Origin of the sequence: Pseudomonas sp. W4I3 (assembly GCF_030816195.1) — a bacterium.
In the GTDB taxonomy this organism is placed as follows: domain Bacteria; phylum Pseudomonadota; class Gammaproteobacteria; order Pseudomonadales; family Pseudomonadaceae; genus Aquipseudomonas.
Genome location: NZ_JAUSXS010000001.1, coordinates 3,375,016 through 3,395,101, shown reverse-complemented (window position 1 = coordinate 3,395,101; position 20,086 = coordinate 3,375,016). Strand labels below are relative to the sequence as shown.

The 20,086-nt window shown below is 57.1% G+C and carries 19 protein-coding genes, 1 tRNA gene and 1 pseudogene; 4 read left to right on the top strand and 17 right to left on the bottom strand.

The window, feature by feature from the left end:
• Positions 1–7: 7 nt before the first annotated feature.
• From QF045_RS15465 to QF045_RS15440, 6 genes are all read right to left on the bottom strand, one after another.
• A complete protein-coding gene (locus QF045_RS15465) occupies positions 8–799 on the bottom strand; it encodes a hypothetical protein (protein ID WP_306492964.1) in 792 nt (263 codons plus the stop codon).
• A 274-nt stretch (positions 800–1,073) separates the two neighbouring features.
• The gene (locus QF045_RS15460; RefSeq protein ID WP_306492963.1) at positions 1,074–1,970 is read right to left on the bottom strand and encodes an alpha/beta fold hydrolase; all 897 of its coding nucleotides are present in this window, start codon (positions 1,968–1,970) and stop codon (positions 1,074–1,076) included.
• A gap of 169 nt (positions 1,971–2,139) precedes the next feature.
• Positions 2,140–3,102, bottom strand: coding sequence for a response regulator (locus QF045_RS15455; protein WP_306492962.1), 963 nt, complete (start codon positions 3,100–3,102; stop codon positions 2,140–2,142).
• 28 nt (positions 3,103–3,130) lie between these two features.
• Positions 3,131–4,132: a PAS domain-containing sensor histidine kinase gene (locus QF045_RS15450; RefSeq protein ID WP_306492961.1), complete on the bottom strand. Its 1,002-nt coding sequence runs from the start codon at positions 4,130–4,132 to the stop codon at positions 3,131–3,133.
• 135 nt (positions 4,133–4,267) lie between these two features.
• Positions 4,268–4,663 (bottom strand): DUF6678 family protein, encoded by a 396-nt coding sequence (locus QF045_RS15445; protein ID WP_306492960.1) that lies wholly within the window; start codon positions 4,661–4,663, stop codon positions 4,268–4,270.
• Entirely contained in the window at positions 4,660–5,127 is a 468-nt protein-coding gene (locus QF045_RS15440; RefSeq protein ID WP_306492959.1) for a hypothetical protein, read from the bottom strand. Before QF045_RS15440 ends, QF045_RS15445 begins: the two co-directional genes overlap by 4 nt.
• A gap of 442 nt (positions 5,128–5,569) precedes the next feature.
• Here QF045_RS15440 and QF045_RS15435 point away from each other — a divergent pair, with 442 nt between their 5' ends.
• Positions 5,570–5,926 carry a hypothetical protein gene (locus QF045_RS15435; RefSeq protein WP_306492958.1) on the top strand — a complete coding sequence of 119 codons (357 nt, stop codon included), beginning with the start codon at positions 5,570–5,572 and terminating at the stop codon, positions 5,924–5,926.
• 223 nt (positions 5,927–6,149) lie between these two features.
• On the opposite strand, the gene QF045_RS15430 is transcribed toward QF045_RS15435, so the two are convergent.
• The gene (locus QF045_RS15430) at positions 6,150–6,710 is read right to left on the bottom strand and encodes a hypothetical protein (RefSeq protein ID WP_306492957.1); all 561 of its coding nucleotides are present in this window, start codon (positions 6,708–6,710) and stop codon (positions 6,150–6,152) included.
• 249 nt (positions 6,711–6,959) lie between these two features.
• Between QF045_RS15430 and QF045_RS15425 the strand changes: the two genes are divergently transcribed.
• Positions 6,960–7,676 carry a hypothetical protein gene (locus QF045_RS15425; protein ID WP_306492956.1) on the top strand — a complete coding sequence of 239 codons (717 nt, stop codon included), beginning with the start codon at positions 6,960–6,962 and terminating at the stop codon, positions 7,674–7,676.
• Between the two features lie 268 nt (positions 7,677–7,944).
• Here the strand turns inward: QF045_RS15425 and QF045_RS15420 are convergent, their stop codons facing one another.
• The 5 genes and pseudogenes from QF045_RS15420 to QF045_RS15400 form a co-directional block, all read right to left on the bottom strand.
• Positions 7,945–8,397, bottom strand: coding sequence for a hypothetical protein (locus QF045_RS15420; protein WP_306492955.1), 453 nt, complete (start codon positions 8,395–8,397; stop codon positions 7,945–7,947).
• A gap of 439 nt (positions 8,398–8,836) precedes the next feature.
• A pseudogene (locus QF045_RS15415) lies at positions 8,837–10,444 on the bottom strand (helicase-related protein); the annotation flags it as partial.
• A gap of 1,380 nt (positions 10,445–11,824) precedes the next feature.
• The gene (locus tag QF045_RS15410; protein ID WP_306492954.1) at positions 11,825–12,400 is read right to left on the bottom strand and encodes a hypothetical protein; all 576 of its coding nucleotides are present in this window, start codon (positions 12,398–12,400) and stop codon (positions 11,825–11,827) included.
• 104 nt (positions 12,401–12,504) lie between these two features.
• Positions 12,505–12,578 (bottom strand) — tRNA-Cys (locus tag QF045_RS15405).
• A gap of 213 nt (positions 12,579–12,791) precedes the next feature.
• A complete protein-coding gene (locus QF045_RS15400) occupies positions 12,792–15,077 on the bottom strand; it encodes an acylase (RefSeq protein WP_306492953.1) in 2,286 nt (761 codons plus the stop codon).
• Between the two features lie 238 nt (positions 15,078–15,315).
• Between QF045_RS15400 and QF045_RS15395 the strand changes: the two genes are divergently transcribed.
• A complete protein-coding gene (locus tag QF045_RS15395) occupies positions 15,316–15,696 on the top strand; it encodes a fe2+ zn2+ uptake regulation protein (protein ID WP_306492952.1) in 381 nt (126 codons plus the stop codon).
• Positions 15,697–15,708: 12 nt separating this feature from the next.
• On the opposite strand, the gene QF045_RS15390 is transcribed toward QF045_RS15395, so the two are convergent.
• Positions 15,709–15,903 (bottom strand): hypothetical protein, encoded by a 195-nt coding sequence (locus tag QF045_RS15390; RefSeq protein ID WP_306492951.1) that lies wholly within the window; start codon positions 15,901–15,903, stop codon positions 15,709–15,711.
• Positions 15,904–16,076: 173 nt separating this feature from the next.
• Here QF045_RS15390 and QF045_RS15385 point away from each other — a divergent pair, with 173 nt between their 5' ends.
• A complete protein-coding gene (locus QF045_RS15385; RefSeq protein ID WP_256657526.1) occupies positions 16,077–16,211 on the top strand; it encodes a hypothetical protein in 135 nt (44 codons plus the stop codon).
• Between the two features lie 48 nt (positions 16,212–16,259).
• Here the strand turns inward: QF045_RS15385 and QF045_RS15380 are convergent, their stop codons facing one another.
• The 4 genes from QF045_RS15380 to QF045_RS15365 are packed head-to-tail and all read right to left on the bottom strand — an operon-like array spanning position 16,260 to position 20,074.
• Complete coding sequence (locus QF045_RS15380) at positions 16,260–17,012, bottom strand: ABC transporter permease (protein WP_306494902.1); 753 nt, start codon at positions 17,010–17,012, stop codon at positions 16,260–16,262.
• 14 nt (positions 17,013–17,026) lie between these two features.
• Positions 17,027–18,226: an ABC transporter substrate-binding protein gene (locus QF045_RS15375; protein WP_306492950.1), complete on the bottom strand. Its 1,200-nt coding sequence runs from the start codon at positions 18,224–18,226 to the stop codon at positions 17,027–17,029.
• On the bottom strand, positions 18,213–19,016 hold the full coding sequence (locus tag QF045_RS15370; RefSeq protein WP_306492949.1) for an ABC transporter ATP-binding protein: 804 nt from the start codon (positions 19,014–19,016) through the stop codon (positions 18,213–18,215). Before QF045_RS15370 ends, QF045_RS15375 begins: the two co-directional genes overlap by 14 nt.
• Entirely contained in the window at positions 19,013–20,074 is a 1,062-nt protein-coding gene (locus tag QF045_RS15365) for an acyl-CoA dehydrogenase family protein (protein WP_306492948.1), read from the bottom strand. Before QF045_RS15365 ends, QF045_RS15370 begins: the two co-directional genes overlap by 4 nt.
• Between the last annotated feature and the right edge of the window lie 12 nt (positions 20,075–20,086).

Here is a 20,086-nt window from a genome sequence, read left to right as displayed (position 1 = left end):
TAAATACCTATTTCCCAAAGGTGACATTGATACCGGCAAACAGAGTGAACTGCGGCACACCATCACCCTTGCGCTCTACCGTCCACTGGGGCTCGACAAACGCATTGAGGATATTGGTGCCAGACTTCCAGGCCTTGCCCACCCCCAGTCCGATCGGGATGTAGTGGGTATCGTTTTTCAGGTCGAACGTCCAAGTTCCGGTGGAGCGCAAGTACCAGCCCTTGGGAAGGTTGTGAATGATAAATGGCTGGAAAGTCGCGGTTTCGACGTGCTGACGGTCGCTGTCGCCCGCGAAAGAACTTTGATACTGCACCAACCCACCCAACAGTCCGCGCGGGGATGAATCGATGGCAACTGCTGCGAGGCCGGCTTGCCATTTACCTGTTCCAAGTTCATCTTGGGCGGCAGTAGGCGCGGTGATTTGCGGCCCGATACCGAGTTGTACGCCCTCAGTCTTGAGCAGGAATATGTCAAACAGGTTCAGGTCGCCGATACCGGTACTGTATCCGCCATGCGGGTCAGGTCGGGTGCTGATGGGCAGCGTTGCACGCAGAATCTGAGGCACGCCGATGAAATCACTGGGCGCCACAGGGAGCGTCCCGCGTAGCAGCGCATCGTTAGTGTGGACATTAGTGTCATAAAGCTTCGGCGAGTAGTAATCCTGAAGGTTCGCCCCCGGCGCCAGATTCAGCGGGTTATTACTTTTATTGGCGGTATCGGCGTTGTCTGCATTTGCACATGACGCGAACGGTGACAGAGCGGTTAGAAGTAGCACGGGCCCGAGACGTTGACTGCTCATGATATCTGTCCTTAATTATCAGCTCGGGGTTGGAGCCCGCTTACAACTCCTGATAGGCCATTGGAAAGCTAGCAGAGGTTGCTGATAACGCCAGTCACTCTCGTTAGGTCGACGTGCGGAAATAGGAAAGGGTTTCAAAAGTGGAGCCCGAGGTAGAATCGAACCGGCGTAGGCGGATCTGCAATGCACAAATTTTACGCGCTCGCCCAGAAGCAGACGGCCAGTGACTTGCATGGGCGGCAACAAATGATCACTACCGCAGGCCCGCCACCGCTCAGCGGTTAATGAACTTGATGACGGCATCAGCGAACAGTTCCGGCTGATCCAGCATGATGAAGTGAAAACTATCGTCAATTCGCCTGAAGCTGATGTCCGGGGTCGAGGCATAGGCATCACGGAACATTGCATCTATGTGGGACGCCTCTATGCCATAAAGCTGGTCGTAGGCATAGACGACCTGGACAGGCACCCCTATGCGTCCAAGCTCCGGCCGCAGGTCCGTGACCATCAGCTCATACATGGCATCGGCCATCGTCTTTCGGTCAGAGTTCATCCCCGCAGCGACCAAACCTGGCCTCACCGCTTCAGTTTTGGCGAGACGGGCGATAGAGGCATGCTGCATGGCTTCCGACTGCTCAGGCGTCGCCGCTAACATTGCATCGCGCATCGCAGACGCGTGCGGCGTCGCCGTTTCACTGGTCGCTGAGGGGTCAAACAGCAAGGTATAAAAGGGCATCGCATCGACAATCATCAGGCGCCCGACTTGATCAGGATGACGAGCACCCAGCATCAGTGCCACTTCACCCCCCAACGAATGACCGATGATCACCGGCGCCTCGATGCCCTGGCTGCGGATGTATTCAGCGATGGCTTCGACCGTCGGTGCGACTACTCGACCGCCTGGATTGCTTACAGCAGGCGATCCGGCAAAACCAGCAACCTGTACGAGATGCAAACGATGGTTCTGCCGCAATCTGGAGGCCAAATCAGCCCAGACTTCGTAGGACGAGGCAAATCCTGGGATCAGGATAATATCTGTGCCCGTGCCTTGTACCAGCACCGAGATACCATTCTGATCGGCAGTGACTGACAGAGGCGCAGACTGGGCTGGCGATGCAGACAACAGCGCCAGCGTGGCGCCAATCCCTGCAAGCATCATGGTTGTACGCATGGCGCTACCCTTTTCGTGCGATGCGAAGTGACATGTAGGATGTCGATATCGCCAGTCGCGCCGATGGGTAGGCCGTTTAACGGGTTCATAGCCATTCCTTTGATCGAAAAATTATTGTCCTTGCTTCGTTGTTTTTCGCCAACTCTGAGCGCAACGGCTAGCGCGTTTCCTAATGCGGATTCAACGCAGCGTTTAATACGGTTTCCAGTTCCGAGACTCCGAACGGCTTTCTGAGCAGCACCGCGGACTTGCCAACCGCTCTTTCTATCTCATCAGTCTCTGAATACCCACTCGCAAAGATGATCGGGAGATTAGGGCGCCTAAGCCTTACAGCCCTAGCCATTTGAGCCCCGTTCATACCAGGCATGGCGAAATCGACAACCAGGATGTCAGGCTCCACGTCCTCCAGCACTGCCAGACCACGCTCTGCATCCTCTGCGGTCCGCACTTCGAAGCCTAATGTTTCCAACGATGACGAGAGGAACTGCCTTACGTCGGGGTCGTCGTCCACCACGAGCACCCTTTTAGCCTCAAATCTCAAGAGCGGAGCCGGGTCATCTCTTGGGGGCGCCTTGGCAGGCCCTATTTGGACTGAGGGCAGCCATAGGTTAATTCGAGTACCGCGTTGAATTGGCTGTTCTATCCGAGCCGTTCCCCCTGCCTGTTTTGCCATGGCATAGACTTGGCTTAACCCGAGTCCGGTACCTTTGCCCAAGCCTTTAGTCGTGTAAAACGGCTCGAAAGCTCTGGCGGCAACGGCCGCTGACATTCCGATACCTGTGTCGGTGATAGCGATTTGCACGTAATTGCCCGGAATCAAATCCATATCGGTATCAATTACACGCTCATTGGCAGTAATGATCAGGTCGCCGCCTTGAGGCATTGCATCGCGCGCGTTGATGGCTACATTAAGCAGCGCCATTTCGAGCTGGGTGGGATCAGACAACACCCCGTGGGTGAGTTGGGATGTTTCGATCACGACCCGGATAAGAGGGCCGACGGAGCTGTGAAGGATTTCGGTCATTCCTGCGATGAGGCTGCCGACGTCGATAGGACGCAGCTCAAACTTCTGTGCGCGGGAGAACGCCAGCAACTGGGCCGTCAGTTTTGCCCCGCGTTCAGTGGCTTGCAAACCGTTCCTGGCCAAACGTGAAACGCGCTCAGGAGTCCTGGGGCGCGCGCAGAATAAGATCGAGGCATCCGTGGGCAGCCTGAAGGAGGTTGTTGAAATCGTGGGCGAGACCGCCAGTGAGTTGGCCAACCGCCTCCATTTTCTGACCATGGCGGATGCCCTCCTCGCGTCTGAGGTCGTCAGTAATATCCCGCCCTACCGTGTAGAAAAGGTTGCCCTCACCGCCGGCCTCTGGCACGGCAGACCATGCAAATGAGATTGGCATCCCGTCAGCTTTAAGCAGTCGCACATGAAACTGATGCACGGACTCGCCCGCACTTAGCCGTGCAACGACTTCCTCCGTCTCGGCAAGATCGTCAGGATGGATGATCTCGGAAAATGGTCGAGCCAACAGTTCTTCAACTGAGCGATCGAGTTGCCGCGCCCACGCTGGATTGATCGACACCAGATACCCGTCCAGGGTAGCCACGCCAAACAGATCTCGGCTCATTTCAAATAACCGGTCCCTCTCGCGCCTCGCATCTTCTGCTTGCCGACGCTCAGTCGTAACGCGCCCCGTGGTCTCAGTGCAAGCGCAGAACAAACCCAGTATTTCTCCGGTATTGTCTGGCACTGGGGTGTACGAAAAAGAAAAACTGGCCTCTTCCGGGTAGCCGTTTCGATTGAGCGTCAGCGCGAGGTCATCCATCGCAATGGGCTCACCCGAGAAGACTCGATCCATGAGCCCACCGATTTCGGATCGTACTTCAGGCCACACCTCAAAAAAGGGCCGCACGAATGCCCACGGGTGCTTCGGGCCAAGCATTTTGGAATATCCATCGTTGTAAAGAAGGATGCGCTCAGGCCCCCAGGCGATAAACATGGGTTGGCTAGAGCTGAGCATGACTCTGGTAAGGGTGACCAATGCCTGCGGCCATGCCGACAGTTCTCCCAACTTGCTTTGCGTCCAATCTACGGAGCGGAGCAAGTCTCCCGCGTTTCCGCCGCCTGGAAAGGTAATGGATGCTTTTGAAGAGTTTTGGGAATTCAAATGGAGATGCCTCAACGCACGGCTTGAGCAATGTTCAACTTGGACTGTACAGATTGGCTGGAAGTTTATCTTATTGGTCACCTGACCGGGTTCGGCCCAGAGTGTGTGAGAACTCTAAAGCCAGCTCGGATGAGTTCAGCACCAAACAGGCTGCATGCCAAGCCTGGTATAGCCCCATACACGAGGCGTTTCGCCTTCGATCGAAAACGGAAAGTTGTGTTTTCTCAATATGGACAGCAACCAATCGAGCGAAACCGCTCTGAGTTCGATCCACTCGATTTCCGCTACAGGATGGATGTGGTAATGCCAATCTCCATCCCAGTCTGTGCAGTAGCCGCTCGGGGCTAAAACACTGTGCAGTCTGAATTCTGGTTGTATTTGCGGTGAGCAAAGCATTGCTTCGATCAGCTCGACCCATTTGGTCTTATTCATCACTGGCAAAATTGTGCCGGCAGCCAACAACCTGCGAAGCTTCACTTTAGCAGCACAGTCGAGTTCGGGAAGTTGCTGCTTAATATCCGTGCGCCTCATTGACTCGGCGATTCCTTCTGCAGCTTGTCGAACGTCTCCAGCGCTGCGCCGAACTCCTCCAGAGAAAAGCTAACCGGCTGGTTTTCCGCGTTCCAGCGAGTAGAAATACCCACTTCCAGCTTGCCGGAAGCGCTCCAGCCGAAACGCCGCCAATGCACGGTGTCGCCGTCGATAACCTGTTCGACCATCAGCACGGTGCAGTCGAAGTCCATATCATCGCTGCACACCAGCAATGGTACTAGGGTGGAGCTGCCGTCCTCGCCGGGAATGAAGCGACGCCTGGCGAGGGCATCTTCTTCCTCATCCATTAACCACATCAAGGAAAGCCCAAGCAGGGCGACACTGGCGTCATTCAGGTGGGAGGCCAACCATTGCTCGATGGCCACATCGTCAATGGTCAACCACGCGCAAGTGCTGCGGGAGAAGGTCGCTTGATGGTAAGCGGCGTGGATGCTGTGATGCATGAACGAATCCGTCTGTTAATAGAGAAAGCCTAGCGAGCTATTGTGCCAATTTTAAATGCCGTCATGGGTAGCAATAATTTGGTTTTGAGTAGCGTTATTTTCCGAGAAGCGTCGGGCCAATTTCGCAGATAGATCGGGGGGCAGACCACGAATATCAATTGTGGTCTGCCCCAAATTTTCCAAGAGTTTCACTCAGCCTACGCGGCCACTGACTCAATCGTCGCCATCAGTCGGTCCCCTATCTCTATTCTGTGATAGGCCGGGTCAACGAATATGCTTCGGATAGGGTTTCGATCAAGACTTCCCATCGCAACGAGATGACTCTGTTCATCCCAAGGGATGAAGGTGGCTGAGTGGAGCTATTATTGGTCCACGTAAGAACCAGCAGGTTTCTTAACTTGGCAATCTTCAATAACCACCTGTCCGACAAGGGTACGGCACGATGATAAACGACTTTGACTTGGCCGAAATGATGCCAGCCGTCCTAACGGGTATAACGGTCGGGATCGGCTCGCAGGTCTTGCTTTTTGGCGACATGGGCAGTGTACTGGTTCAGTGCCCATTCGTTTGTGATATCGACGGAGTGACTAGAAGGGGGCATGGAGAGGATGTCGCTACCAGTCCTTTGTTTTTTGATGTTTTAAATCTCGATGTAGAAAAATTTTCAATTGATGATGGTGGAGTTCTCACCATCACTTTCAGCGAAAAAATAATCTTGAAAATCTATCCTGAAAAAAATGGATTGGAGTCTTATGTTGTGAGTACGCGGCGCGACATATTTCCCATCTTGGTGTGGTAACCGGAGCGAATAGGCTGGTTTACGTGAAGGTGCTGACCCCCGACTTTCCAGAATCCGACGGTTGGAGCCTCACCCTCCGGCAGGCAGCAAACGGCCAGCAGTAGGCCTTAATGACAGCCTGCAATCGGCCAAAAGCTGCCGCTCACCTGAGATAAATTTCGAACGTCCCAACGCCTGGAATGAGCCCCTCGTAGCCGCAAAACAAAGCCTGTTAACATGCCTCTCAACGCGTCGCACATTGACCTATCCGAAGAAAATCTTTAAGCGCCGCCTGATAGAGCGTCAATGGCTGATTGTCCGTATTGAATAGTGCAAACGGAATCATCGTGAGATGTGAAAACGACGTGGCGTTTATCGAGTAGGTTTTCTGCCTGCAAAAGCGCTGATCCTTATTCAATATAAAATCAAACTTGAAAAGGTCTGTCCGCGTACACCAACTGGGGATCAAACCCAGACTCAGGCCCGTCAAGTAATCTTGTCCGCAAGCGCCGCCAGATGAGAACTCCGAGATCTTTATTTCTAATGCCGGTAGGGTCGGGGCGGCAAGGCTGGAGCCCGTATCCTGTGCATCAGTAATAACTTTAAGTGTCGCTGCGTATGCGTCCTTGCCGAAGCGACTGTCTTTCCATGGGGAGTTTATTGCGTAACTGAAGCTGGAGATGATTTCTCGTGTTTCGGGTTCAGCGGGTTTGTTGATTGTCGGCTGGGACGAATAAGATGTGCAGCCGGAACAGAGTATCGCAATGCTGACAAACACAAATCCGTTGGCTACTAAGCGACGCATACTCAGTTTTCCCTAACTATCAATTGGCCAACATTCCTGTCACTTAATGCCATATAGCATCTTATCTACACGCCGGATAGCTGAATCAGCATAACAGGGCAGACTGTACGCGCGACACTTCGGGAGAGAGAAAAGGCCGCCGTCATGCTTTCTTTGCCCCCAATCCAGTGCGAACCTGCGAACTTTGAAGGCAAACGCCTGCCCAAACCCCTCCATCACGAAGGTTGCGCTACTAACATGGAGAAAATAATGAAGCAGGACGCCAGCAAGCGCTCATCAATTCATACCAGCTTGGGCATCGTCATCGCACGCCTGTCGCTGTTGCTCATCGTGCCGTTGGCTATCGGGGGCTGCACCTTCAAAAAAACCGATGTACAGAACCCGGCCGAGATGGCCAAGTACGACCCGGCCAGTACGGCGCGCATCCGCCTGATCAGCGGGCAAGGGGCATATGCAGGTTTCGTATCCGGCCAAAGTTGCGAGCAGTATTTCAACGACACTTACAGAATAGCCCTGGCCGCCCGCGAGCGGCCGCAAGGATGGAATCCTTCGCGTATCGTGCCCAGCGGTCAGAGCGCGGATATCTTCGGCATGTGGCCTTCCGACTACCAGAATAATGTCATCGGCATGCCGGCCTCCCCGGTCAGCGCGAAGATCGATGAGACGCGCAGGTACTTCGATGAACGTGTGGTCCCGGCCGGGCAGCCGCTGATCGTGTTTGTGGCGTTCGTCACGTCCGGGTCCAGTTGCTCTTCAGCGCCCGTCAGTTTCGTGCCACGCGCAGGCGCCGACTATGAAGTCCGGCAGGCATTCCAGTCCCAAACACTCCAGACAACGTGCCGCAATGAGGTGGTTGAGTTGAAAGCCGGCGAGGAAAAACCGATGTCCCCGAATTACTGCATCCAGGACTCGTCGGGCGATTATTACACCCGCAGCGTTACCCCTGTCAGCCAGGCCGGGCAATAAGCCGACCGGGCCTGGTATCGGATGGCTGCTGTTTGTGCAGCCACTTTCACGCTGGCCTTTTTGCGCTGAAAAAAGGGTGTTATCAGCCAGCCTAGCTACGCCGAAGCGACGACTGGCGTATGAGGGCTCCTAGAGAGGGACCTTGGAGAATGAGACAAGGGAGCCCCCCAGCCCCATCAACAAACTCCGAAAATGGCCCATAGCTAGACTGTCTCGAATGTCTGCTCCTGGCCGACAGACGTCTATCATGACAGGCAGAAACCGCTAGTTAGGAGCCATTTGGTGTGGCGTGTAAGAATTTACCGCCTTTAGCTTCAACTGCCGAGCGAACTGCCGCGGCATCTGATGTCGAGCCGATAAATGCAAGTTGCAACTTAGGGAGCATGCTTGATGTGTTACTTAAGGCTGCAATAGCTGAGTTGGCTGCAAAAGAACTATTGGTTCCTGAGATGGCGACACGAACATCAGCTTTGCTTGCAGGGGCAATTATTTGGTGGATGCTTGAAACAATTGGAGATTCTAAACCTGCACTTCCTATAAGCGCGGATGCCATAGCTCCGGAAATGCCGTTATTCGCTGCGGGAACCCAAACTAAATTGAATTTTTGTTGCTCAAATAAAATTGCCGCAGATTGTGCGGCTTGCTGTGGCGATTGGCTCCCAGCTGTAGCGCATCCTACTAATGCAAATAACAAAATTGTGAATACCGAGAAAAGTTTCATAATTGCTCCTGGATATTTATTAGGCGACGGTTCTGTCGAGAATCACTGAGTGTATGTTGTATAAATTTCCATCGCCATACATAACCTCTTGATCATCATAAAAGGTGATTTTGTAAGCGCGACAGTGATGGGTACATCATTGCTGATGCATTAGCAGACTGCCCACCGTCTGCTTTGGGCCCAGCCCACACGTCGCGCCAAGCCTTAGCTGTCGCCTTACTCCTGAGTTATGCGACGACTCATTCAGGCCTGATGGCAAAGGCATTTCAATGTCGCGTTAGTGCGGATTCGCTGGGCCGTTTGCTTTCCGTCGTGAGAGGCAGGAATCGGCCATTAGCAGTCAGTCGTCAAAGGCCAAAATTGGTTCTCTACCAGATAGATAAACCGCCTACTTTCCCTAAATATAGACGGGCGGGGCTTGGGCTAAATTGGATAGACCTTATTGCTGCCGAGTCCAGCCTGCGGCTGCCCACTCCAAGTTCTCAGGTATCAGGTAGCGGTTGCTGGCATCTGCCAGCCGCTGGTTAGCCATATCTTCTGCGACTTTGAACAGCAATTTGGAGGCTTCAGTATCGGGGCTCAGGGTGCTGTGCTCGGCAGGTGTCACCAGCCATTGGCTGGCTTTTGCAGGATTCAGTTTAGCTTTGCCGTCGTTAACCTGAATGGCTACAAACTCCTGCCGCATACGTTTGCCCTGTGGGCCTTGCCAGCGAAGCATGGCTCCAAGTAATGCCCCATCGCCGAACTCTGGCTCTTTGACCATCGCAGCCAAACCACCGAAGTCGTGCTCGCAGGCTTTACCCAGCATGTACTGCATTAGCTTGGAGTTGAGGTCGAGCATTTGGGTGTCGGGGCGGTTTGCGGCCAGCATGCGATCCAAAGTCACGTCCATACGCTGGGAGGCTTTGGGGGAAAGCCCCATGTCGCGCATCACCTGCTCGGACAATCGAATACGCAAAAGCCGCTCTTTATGGCTGCGCTCTGCGAGCTCGATACCCAGTTGTTCGAACATTCCTAGGACGAAGCTGTAGAGATGCTCGACTGTGATTTCCAGCTCGTCGCGCAGCTCGTTGGGAGCGCTGGTGGCGGCGTGCACAAACAGTTCTCGCTGTTTGGCGGCAGCTGTACGTGCCTGCTTTAATGCCTCATCGATACGCTCACGGGTTCGGTCTATGCCGAGTTTTGTGGCTTGTTGCAGGATTTCCTCCACATCTATCAACTCGGCCAGCTGACCGAGGATTTCGTCTTTCAGGCCATCATTGAATTCGTGCTGCTGAACCTCGGCCAAGTCAGTCACCACGCTGTCGATCCGCTCATACATCAGGTCGACGATATCCTGATCCAGGCTGTCAGTTTGCTGGATGTTGAACACAACCACTTTCTTCTTCTGCCCATAGCGATACAGGCGACCAATGCGCTGTACGAGGCGCATGGGGTTCCAAGGTAGGTCATAGTTGACCATGATGTGGCAATTGCTCTGCAGGTTAATGCCTTCCCCGCCTGCTTCAGTCGAAATCAAAAAGCGGCCTTGTTCTTCAAAGCGCTTGATGGCTTCACGCCGTTCGGCATGCTGCATGGAGCCATTGATTAGCTCGACCTGATCACTGCCATAGTGCTCTGCTAAGACATCCCGCAGATAGTTTTGAGTAGTGCGGTATTCGGTAAAAATTAGCACTTTCTCGTTGGGGTTGGCTGCCTGAATTTTGCCGATGATGTCTTCAATAAACAGTTTCAGTTTAAGGTCATTGGCCTTCAACTCAGCAGCCTCAGCAATTAGGTCTTTCAGCAGTTGTACCTCGCCCGCAAAAAACTCACGGGCATCGCTGGTGAACTGTTCTTCCCATTCACCCAGGTAGCGCTCGTCGCTTGCCTCCTCAGTAGGAATATTTTTTGCTTGATCGTCGAGTAGGCGCTGAAGGCGATTACACAGCGCCCGGTGAATGGCGGCTGCGCTGGAAGCAGCGAGTTTGCGATAAACCGTCATGACGAAACCAATGGCGTTACCCGTGCGGCCTAGTGATTCGCCAGCGTCATAGCCTTTGCGCAGAGTTCGTTTTGTTTGATCCAGAGTCCCTTCCCGACCGACTCGTAAGAGAAGACTCAAGCCTTCTGGCGGCACAGGGGCTGCCGCATGATGCCGCGCCTTTTCTTTCGTTCTATGCTACTCACAGACCGAAATTGAGTCACGAGTACAAAATTTCGGCTTACCCGAATCTTATTTTCCTATCGGTCACAATGGATCTGACGACGTTGTTGCCATTGATATGGACAGCCGACATGTCATCTACTTCAACCACCACCGTTACAACGAGAGAGTTTTCATAAATTCTTCTCTTCCGCAATTTGCTGAGAGTCTTTGTATCTACCAAGAGCACCTCACCAAGGAGGCCATGGCTAATCGTCTCGACGCAATTGCAACCATCGACTCACGAGCGGTCGATCTTGGGTCTATGTGGCCCGCCGAGGTGGGCTCGGAGCTGGCAGATGAATCCTAACGATTCATTCAAGCCGATGCCGCTACGCTACGCAGTGTGATTCAAACTGCGGAAAGGCGGCAGTTTATTAACCCGATTGTAAACGCCCGCTTTTGCGCTGACTTCTGCCTGTTGTGTGAGGTAGAAACCGACCCATAGCAGCAGGTGACAACCGCCAGAAAACGGGTCAGAAAAAGTGGCCAATGGATGGCACGAACCTGATACGCTGAGTCCTTGCAGGAGTGTGAGCTTGCACTTATCCATAAATATGTCAGTAGTCTGGTACAGCCACCATGCATCATATAATCGGCTTATATACCTCGAAAAAAACAGAGCATTTATGGCCGCTAGACCCAGAAGACCGAATTGTTTTCAGATCTGACTGTTTTCATACGTTTGGATATTTTTCCCTTATAGCACCTGCTTTTGAACGATATGCACAAAGAGATGCCGGGATAGGCATTGAATCAATGAATGTAATGTTCCGCTTGAGAAATGACGATCTAACTGACGTATTGGCAATTTTGAACAATCTCGAAACAAAGCTCTGTCAGCAACCAAAAAGTTGGCAGGAGTATCTCGGTGAGATTCAACATCCAAGGCAAGAAAAGCGGCCGATAAAACCGCTGTTATTCAGACGTCGAGCCGTTCGAATTGTCCAAAGATTGCGAGCGTTAATGCTTAAGGCCCAAGCCCGCGATAAATGTTTGGTATATGGAAATGGTGTTTGCTACCGAGCACTGTGCGGCATAAAAATGCCGCCCGGTACCGTTTACTCCTAGCGCCGAGCCTACGATTCAAGCGTTCGCCACACTTTTCGGGGACGGGATAAACCCCGTCCGTTCATCGAACGAAAAGATCCAGCCGAGTGGCAGCTCCTGGCCCAAAGCTATCCCCCGCCACATACCTCGACCACCGCCCCACTCCGTTCGTGACGGTGATCGTCGCAAGCGTTAGTCCTTCTCCTGCCCAGCACTACCTTTGAGCGGATAAATCACTTCATGGGTATCCAGGTTTCGAATTTCGGATTCGATGGTAATGGTCGAGACCTGGCGCCCCGGAGGCCCATTGATGTCGTCGCGGGTGGTGAAGTCCACGACATATCGCTGGCCTGCATTGAATTCCACATCGCGAGCACTGAAGCCGCACTTCGCGCCACCGGTCCCCAAGGCATTCATCGACACCCAACACCAGGTCAACGAGTGCTTGCCCGGGGTCAACCGCAGTGCCTGTTTGCCGGAAACGTCGAGGATCGAGCGCCGCCCGGCGCCTTCAAGCAGTTGGTCGTCCACATGCGTGGCCAGCAACAGTCGATGGAATTTGACTCCCAATCCGCGAAAGCGGGTGGTGGCGAAGTACACCACCGGCGCGTTGGCCGCGTTATTGGACAGGTCATAGGGCGTCATCAACTCAGGCGCCCAATCGCCTTGGTAATCCTTGTAGTGGTAGTTGGAACAAGCGGTCGTGAGCCCGGCTATCAGCAGAACAGCCAAAAGTTTGAGAGACGACAGCAATGACGGCGAGTGCATTATTCTTCCTTGTTTATAGATCGTAAGGTCTTGTTGCGGGAGCAATGACCAAATCCCACCCAATAAAAAACCCCGTAGACGTTAATCTACGGGGTTTTCAAGAGTGGAGGCCGAGGTCGGAATCGAACCGGCGTAGGCGGATTTGCAATCCGCTGCATAACCATTTTGCTACTCGGCCTCAAACGGTCAGTGCCTGTATTACCTGCACTCACCGCATACAAACTTGAGTGGGCTCTGTGAAGCGCGCCTCTACTCTAACTCATTGAATACATTGAAGTTTTTAATGCTTCATTGCGTTCGATGGGCGCCATTATGTACTCATTTGCCTAGGCCTGCAACCCCTTGATTTCAAAAATATTTCGCATTGGCATCAAGGGGTTGCGGCCCTGCCCTACTCCTGGATGCGTTGTTCCTGGTACTGCGGATCGGCCTTGATCTGGGCTTCGGTGAATGGCAGTGGGCGCAGCTTTTTCTCGGAGAAGGCTTGGGTCTGGTCCTTGGCGTGGTTGGACTGGAGGTTACTGGACTCGGAGAACGCCAGTACGCCTATGGCCTGGGGGCCTTTGTCGTCGAAGGTGACGATTTGCAGGTAGCTGGTGCCGCTGACGACTTCGCGTTTGCCGTCGGCGCGGGGCACGGTTTGCATGGCGTTGTAGATGCCCAGTTCTTGCGGGCCGCCGTGGATGGGGGTTTGGCCGGAGAGCTGGATGTCGCCCCAGCGGTCGAGGCCGAGTTTGTCGACGGCGCTGCTCGAGGCGAGCATGGCTTTGCGCAGGGCTTTGGCCACGGGCGCGCGGTCGATGGCCAGGCCGCTGGGGGTGGTCAGCGGGTGGGCCGGGTCGAAGGCGACGCGCCAGGCATCGGGGATTTGCTGCAGGTGTTCCACCAGGTTGATGAAGTGCACCAAACCCACGCCGCTGTCGAGGTTGGCGCGCTGGTCCCAGGTTTTCAGGCTGGTGCACAGTGGCTGGAGCGTAGCGGCATCGTTGCCCAGCTGTTTGGCGCAGAACTGCAGCAGGTCCGGCATGACTTGCCCCGCGAGGTACACCTCGTTGTCCATGACCATGGCTTGCAGGTCGTTGACAGTAATAGGCTGTTTCTCCAGGGATTGCAGGCGCTGCAGGGCGAATCGGGCACGTGGGCCGAGGCCGATGTTGTCCTGGCTGATCACCGGGGAGAAGCCGGTGAGTGGCGCCTTGGGGTTGACCATCCAGGCGGAGTCGTTGGAGTGCTGCACATAGTCGCTGCGCTGCAGTTGCGGCAGTTGGGCGGCCGGGAAGATCCCCGCTTGCGCGGCACGAGGGTCAATGTCCCAGGCACAGGCGCTGCGACTGCCGTCGAGCATGATCATTTGCAGGCCCACACGCGGGTCGCTGCATTGCGCGAGCTTGGCGGCACTGACGTTGGGCACCACCGACAGGTTCATGTACAGGCTCTGGCCCTGGTCATCGGCGGCCAGGGTGTTGACCCACGGGATGCCTTGCAGGGTGTGTACCGAGGTTTGCAGTTCGGTGAGGCTGCCGGCCCGGTTCATGGCGTACCACTGTTGCAGCACGCGGTCGTTGCCAAGGTTGGCGTCGCGCAGGCTGAAGGCGTATTGCTTGTCCCAGTCCAGCTTGCCGGGCCACTGCACCACCGGGCCGAACTGCGAACTGTAGACCGTATGGGTGACGTCCTTGAGGCTGCCGTCGGCTTGTTTGGCCTGTACCGTCAGCGTGGTTTTATCCAGGGGCAAGGACTTGCCGTCGAGCAGGTAGCGGGTGGAATCCTTGGGGTCGAGCGTCAGGCGATACAGGGTGAAATGCTTGGAGGTGTCTACCGTGTGCGTCCACGCCACGTGCTGGTTGAAGCCGATATTGACCACCGGCAACCCTGGCAGCGCCGCGCCCATCACATCCAGCTGGCCGGGGATGGTCAGGTGCATCTCGTAAAAGCGCATGCCGCCTACCCACGGGAAATGCGGATTGGCCAGCAACATGCCGCGCCCGTTGAAGGAGCGATCCTTACCCACCGCGACGGCGTTGCTGCCCCGGTCAAGGGCGAAGCGCTGTTGTTGGGCGGCGGCCAAATCGAACGCCTTCGCGCCAGGCTGCACGGCGGCGGTGGCCTGGGGAGGCGTGGCGCCCACCAACGCTTCGGCAAATTGACCGACGCCACCTTCTACCAGCAGCCTGCGGGTCAGCTTGACCAGATCTTCCTTGACCAACGGACGCACCCACGCCGCCTGACACTGCGCCGGTGCGCCCTGCTCTTTCAGATAACGGTTGTAGCCGGCCACGTAGCCTTCGATACGCTCGCGGATCTGCGGCGTCTGCGCGTTCCAGAACGCCCGGACCGCGTCCGGTGTGTTCAGCCAGGTAAAGAACACATCGCTGGCAAGGTTGTTGCGCTCCTCCAGGGTGGCCTGCTCGGGGCCGAAGAACCGCGCACGTTGACCGTTCACCGTGACCACCTCATTGGCCAGCAGACACAGGTTGTCCTGGGCATACGCATAGCCGATGCCGAAGCCCAGGCCGCGCTCATCGCCAGCGCGGATGTGCGGCACGCCGTAAGTGGTACGCCGGATCTGCGCCGACGCCTGCGCCTGAGGCACTTGCTCACGCGCCGACGCCGCCAGGCTCACTCCTAGCAACAGCCCTGCCACGCATACCCTGGACAACCCGTTGAAAATAATCACGCCGACTCCACAGTCAAATTGAACACCCTCGGTAGGGACAACTTCCCCACCGTAAGGACGCAACCCAGCGGAAATAATTTAACGGCCGTGGCGGGTTTATTCCGGGCGACGGGACTGTGACAAACCCGATACCGACAAATTTTCTACATCGTGCACTTCATGATTTTGCTCGTTCGTTCGTCTTATTGAATAAGAGCACCATCATTTTCCTGATCAGGCTCTGATAAGGAGTTTTTGCATGTACAACCCTCAAGTGCCCACGGATGGACATTCACCGACCGCCGAGGCCAATTTCGGCAACGGCCCGCAAGGGTTCGGCAAGACGCCCGAACAGCAGGGCAACCAGCGTATTCGCCACCTGCTCAAGTGTTTCGGCCTGCGCACCAGCCTGATCCGGCTGAAGGTCATCGACGCCCTACTCACCGCGGCCGGCAACCAGCGCACCCTTGGCGTGCGCGGTGTGCACAGCCATTTAATCGAACTGGGCATCCCGTTGTCGTTTCTGAGTGTGCGCGAGGTGCTCAAGCGCCTGAGCAGCGAGGGCGTGATCACGCTCAATGCCGACAAGAGCTACAGCCTCCACGAAGAGGCTGCCAGAGTGCTGGAGGGGCACGTCTGAATCACGCCCTCATCAGAAGTGAGGCTTGACCTTGCGACGCATGATGCCGTTGATCACGACCACCACCACGGCAATCGCAATGGCCAGGTACTGGAAGGTTTTCTCGCTGATTGCGCCGATGTTCTGCAGGTAGGACAGGCCGAACATCGAGGCCAGTACGGTCAGGGCAATCAGAATCGAGTATTTCAGACGTTGCTTTTGGGTCATGACGAGTTCTCGAACCGGTAGGAATGTATCCACTGTGTATCGCCGCGCATGCCAAGCACATACCCGAAAACGGGGATGGACCGGGGGCGACAAGGTCTCATGTTACAGGCGATGAAAAGCTTTGGCTCGTTCCACGCCCGATTGACCTTGTGAACACCTTGAGGATTGCCCAAATGCTGCGTCGAATCACCCTGCTGATTCCCTTGCTGATCATGCTGACCATGAGCGGCTGCTTCTTCTTCCCACGCGGTGGTGGCGGCTGGCATGACCATCGCTATGAAGGCGGCCCAGGCTACGAGCATCGCTGAAGGGATGGGCGTCTCGCCGCCAGCGAGACGCCCGACTTGGACAAACCCTCACCCTGCATGCACCCAACGCTGATGCAGCCACCGCGCCAGGGCATCCAGCGCAAACCCCAGCAGCCCGATCAGCAGCACCATCGCCATCAGCTCCGAATACGCCAGCCGGTCACGGGTATCGAGAATGTAATACCCCAGCCCCGCACTCACCCCCAGCATCTCGCACGGCACCAGCACGATCCACAGGATGCCGATGGCCAGGCGCACGCCGGTCAACACATGCCCCACCACGCCAGGAATGATCACCCGGCGCAACGTCTCCCAGCGTGTCGCACTCAAGCTCTTGCTCAATTGCAGCCAGCGCGGGTCGAGCTGACGCACGCCGGCCGCAGTGTTGAGCATGATCGGCCACACCGCGGCGAATGCCAGCAGGAAATAGATCGGCTGGTCCCCTACCCCCATCAGCATCACCACGATGGGCATCCAGGACAGCGGCGAGATCATGCGCAAGAACTGGAAGGCCGGCGTGGTCGCCGCCTCCAGGTTGCGCGAGCTGCCCACCAGCAGGCCCAACGGCACGCCCACCAGCAAGGCCAGGAACAGCCCGACGAAGATGCGCTTGAGGCTGACCGCAATGTGCTCATACAACTCACCGCGCCCGAGCAATTCCCACAGGCTGCTGAAGGTCGCTGCCAGGGAAAAGCGCGCCGACAGGCCGTCGGCCTCGCCAAACAGTTTCACCCCCAGCCACCAGAGCACCAGCAACCCTGCCAGCCCACCCAACCCGAGCAACCAGCCCGGCCACGCCACGGTGTTACCGCTGCTCAAACGCCAATCTCCTCATGCCGCGCATAACCCTCAGGCAGGCCGAAGGTCTGCATGCCGCCGACGGCCTCGATGGCGTTGCGCACAAAGCGGTCGTCCACCAGGTCCTTGGCGACGAACGCCGGGTCGAGGTCAGCGAGAAAGCGCTTGTCGCCTTCGATCAAGGTGTCCTTGAGGCGGCGGACCAGTTCTTCGGTGTAGCTGGGAAATGGGTAAGGCTGGAAATCGATGCGGTGCTCGTCCCAGTTGGCGTGCTGGATCGCGCCATCGGCCAGGTACCCGGCGCGGTCGGCGGCGGCAGGCGCGAGCACCTTGCTCAACACCGGTTCGGCGTGCGGCGTGTAGCGGTTCGGGCCGTCCTTGGACAGCAGCTTCACCGCCTCTTCGCGATGATCGCGGGTCCATACCTGGGCCTTGACGATGGCATTCACCACTTTCTGCGACCACTCCGGGCGATTGGTCAGGTCATGCTCGTGCATGAACACCACGCAGCACGCATGGTTGCGCCACACATCGCCGGTAAAGCGCTGCACCCGGCCGACCTTGAGGTTCTCCGCCAGGGCGTTGAACGGTTCGGCGACGATATAGCCGTCGATGCGCTTGCTGGCCAGTGCCGGCGGCATGTCCGAAGGCGACAGCACGATCAGGTTGACCTCATTGGCGCCAATCGCGCTGCCCGCCGCACGCGCGACCGGGGTGAGGCCGTTGTCGCGGAACAGCTGTTGCACCACCACGTTGTGAATCGAATACCAGAACGGAATCGCCACCGACTTGCCGCCCAACTGCTTCACGTCGGTGATGCCCGGCGCCACAGTCAGGCCGGAACCGCCGACATGGTTCCACGCCACCACCTTGGCCGGCACCTTGCTGCCATAGCGCGCCCACACGGTCATCGGCGACAACAGGTGAATCACGTTGACCTGGCCGGAAATAAACGCCTCGATCACCTGAGCCCAACTGCGCAGCAGCACTGGGCGCTCGGCCTTGATGCCCTCGGCTTCGAACAGCCCATTGTTGTGTGCGACCAACAGCGGCGTGGCGTCGGTGATCGGCAGGTAGCCGATGCGCACCGGTGCGTCGGGCTCGCTGGCCGCACGCGCCTGCAGGCTGCTCAGCAACGGCAAGGCGCCGGCGGCGCTGAGCACCGCGGAAAGTTTGAGAAAGTCACGGCGCGAGTGGGTCAGGTCATCCAGGCACATGGCTAGGCTCCAGCTGTTCAAGGGGGTTGGGTTGAGGGCGGCTCGCCTGCCGTAAGGTTTTGAGAATCTCGATGCGCAGCGCGCCGATGGCTTCGACCTGTTCCTCACGCGGCTGCGGCAGGTCGATATGCCATTCACCGAGGGTGCGTGCCGGGCGGTTGCCCAGCAGCAGAATGCGGTCGGACAACAGCAGCGCTTCGTCGATGTCGTGGGTGATCAACACCGCCGCCGAGCCCTGTTCGCGGTTGACCTTGAGCAACAGGTGCTGCATATCGGCGCGGGTCACTTCGTCCAGGGCGCCGAACGGCTCATCCAGCAGCAACACCTGTGGCTGGCGCGCCAGGCAGCGGGCCAACGCGGTGCGCTGGGCCATGCCGCCGGACAACTGCGCGGGGAACTGATGACGGGCAGGTTCCAAGCCCACGGCGGCAATCGCATCGTCGACGCGCTGGCGGCGTTCTTCGCTGCCAAGGTGCGGTTGCCGGGCGAAATCCAGGCCGAAGGCGACGTTCTTTTCCAGGTTCAGCCAGGGCAGCAGGCTGGGGTCCTGAAACGCCACCGCCACCCGTGGATGCGGGCCACTCAGCGGCTCACCCAGCACGCTTACGCGGCCAGCCTGGGGTGCCTGCAAACCGGCCAGCACGCGTAACAGGCTGGACTTGCCCACACCGCTGGGGCCGAGGATCGACACCACTTCGCCGGGCTGCAACTGCAGGTCGAAGCCTTCCAATACCCGGCCGCTAGCGTACCCCAGGCACACACCCTGGGCTGTCAATACCGCCGGGTTCATAGGTTGGCCTGGCGTTGCAGCTCGGTCCGCAGTTGCACCAGGCTGGGCGTCACAATCGGCACAAACGCCGATTCGCGCCAGCGCCTGGCAAAACCGCTGCCATGGGCGGTGAGATAAGCCTTGCCGCCGCTGGCCTGCAACTCCAGCTGCACGGCGCTGGCGGCGGTTTCGGCCAGGGCGATGCGCAGCTTGAACAACGGCACCGGCTCAAAGGCGAAGCGCCCGGCCAGCAGGCCATTCTTCAGTTCGCTGACCAGGTGATCCAGCGTCACGCGCAGCGCTTCGAGTTCTTCACGCAACACAGTGCGCGACGCGCCCAGGTGATGGGCCACCTCCGCCAGGGAACGGCGGGCCAGCCCGATCGACATACCGCACTGCAAGCCCAGGAATGCCGGCCGTACAGCGGGCAGGAACTGCCGCGCGTCCTCGTGCAACAGCCAGTCGCGGCTCAGCTCTACGCCTTCCAGGCCGAGGGCGGCGGTATTGCTCGATTGCAAGCCGAGCAACTCCAGGTCACGGGAGCGCTGCAAGCCGGCCACTGAATCCGGAATGGCCAGGATAAACGGCGCGCCGCCCCCGGCGTGTTCGATGGCCGCAGCGGCGACGAAGCCGCTCTTGCGCAGGTTGGTCACCCAATGCAGGCGACCGTTGAGGGTCCAGCCGTGATCGGTGGGCTCGGCGCTGATCTGCAGCGCCTCGATGCCGGACAAAAACTTCATCGCATTCGACAGCCCAGTGGCACCGGCCAGCCTGCCGCTGATCAAGTCCGGCAGCAGTTGCTCGCGCAGCCGCGCGTTGGGGCTTTGCAGCAGGTATTCGATAAAGGAACGCTGGCCCCAGCAAACGAACGCCGCCGCCAGGGAATGGCTGGCGACATGGGCGATGGCGTCCACGGCACCGGTCACGTCGCCGCCCAGGCCGCCAAGCGCCTTGGGCACGCCGATGCGCAATATATTGGCTTCTGCCAGCCGTGGCAGCACTTCCTGTGGATCGCAACTGCCCACGTCCAGGGCCTGCGCTTGAACATCGAGCCAACGGCTCAAGAGTGGGTCAAGCATGTGTGTTTCTCC

What these genes read in the sequence shown, in the direction of transcription:
- QF045_RS15385 (WP_256657526.1), top strand. Translation starts at nt 16,077, where the DNA reads ATGCTGCGTCGAATCACCCTGCTGATTCCCTTGCTGATCATGCTGACC.
- QF045_RS15440 (WP_306492959.1), bottom strand. Translation starts at nt 5,127, where the DNA reads ATGCATCACAGCATCCACGCCGCTTACCATCAAGCGACCTTCTCCCGC.
- QF045_RS15435 (WP_306492958.1), top strand. Translation starts at nt 5,570, where the DNA reads ATGATAAACGACTTTGACTTGGCCGAAATGATGCCAGCCGTCCTAACG.
- QF045_RS15375 (WP_306492950.1), bottom strand. Translation starts at nt 18,226, where the DNA reads ATGTGCCTGGATGACCTGACCCACTCGCGCCGTGACTTTCTCAAACTT.
- QF045_RS15365 (WP_306492948.1), bottom strand. Translation starts at nt 20,074, where the DNA reads ATGCTTGACCCACTCTTGAGCCGTTGGCTCGATGTTCAAGCGCAGGCC.
- QF045_RS15420 (WP_306492955.1), bottom strand. Translation starts at nt 8,397, where the DNA reads ATGAAACTTTTCTCGGTATTCACAATTTTGTTATTTGCATTAGTAGGA.
- QF045_RS15390 (WP_306492951.1), bottom strand. Translation starts at nt 15,903, where the DNA reads ATGACCCAAAAGCAACGTCTGAAATACTCGATTCTGATTGCCCTGACC.
- QF045_RS15465 (WP_306492964.1), bottom strand. Translation starts at nt 799, where the DNA reads ATGAGCAGTCAACGTCTCGGGCCCGTGCTACTTCTAACCGCTCTGTCA.
- QF045_RS15410 (WP_306492954.1), bottom strand. Translation starts at nt 12,400, where the DNA reads ATGCACTCGCCGTCATTGCTGTCGTCTCTCAAACTTTTGGCTGTTCTG.
- QF045_RS15370 (WP_306492949.1), bottom strand. Translation starts at nt 19,016, where the DNA reads ATGAACCCGGCGGTATTGACAGCCCAGGGTGTGTGCCTGGGGTACGCT.
- QF045_RS15445 (WP_306492960.1), bottom strand. Translation starts at nt 4,663, where the DNA reads ATGAGGCGCACGGATATTAAGCAGCAACTTCCCGAACTCGACTGTGCT.
- QF045_RS15395 (WP_306492952.1), top strand. Translation starts at nt 15,316, where the DNA reads ATGTACAACCCTCAAGTGCCCACGGATGGACATTCACCGACCGCCGAG.
- QF045_RS15430 (WP_306492957.1), bottom strand. Translation starts at nt 6,710, where the DNA reads ATGCGTCGCTTAGTAGCCAACGGATTTGTGTTTGTCAGCATTGCGATA.
- QF045_RS15460 (WP_306492963.1), bottom strand. Translation starts at nt 1,970, where the DNA reads ATGCGTACAACCATGATGCTTGCAGGGATTGGCGCCACGCTGGCGCTG.
- QF045_RS15425 (WP_306492956.1), top strand. Translation starts at nt 6,960, where the DNA reads ATGAAGCAGGACGCCAGCAAGCGCTCATCAATTCATACCAGCTTGGGC.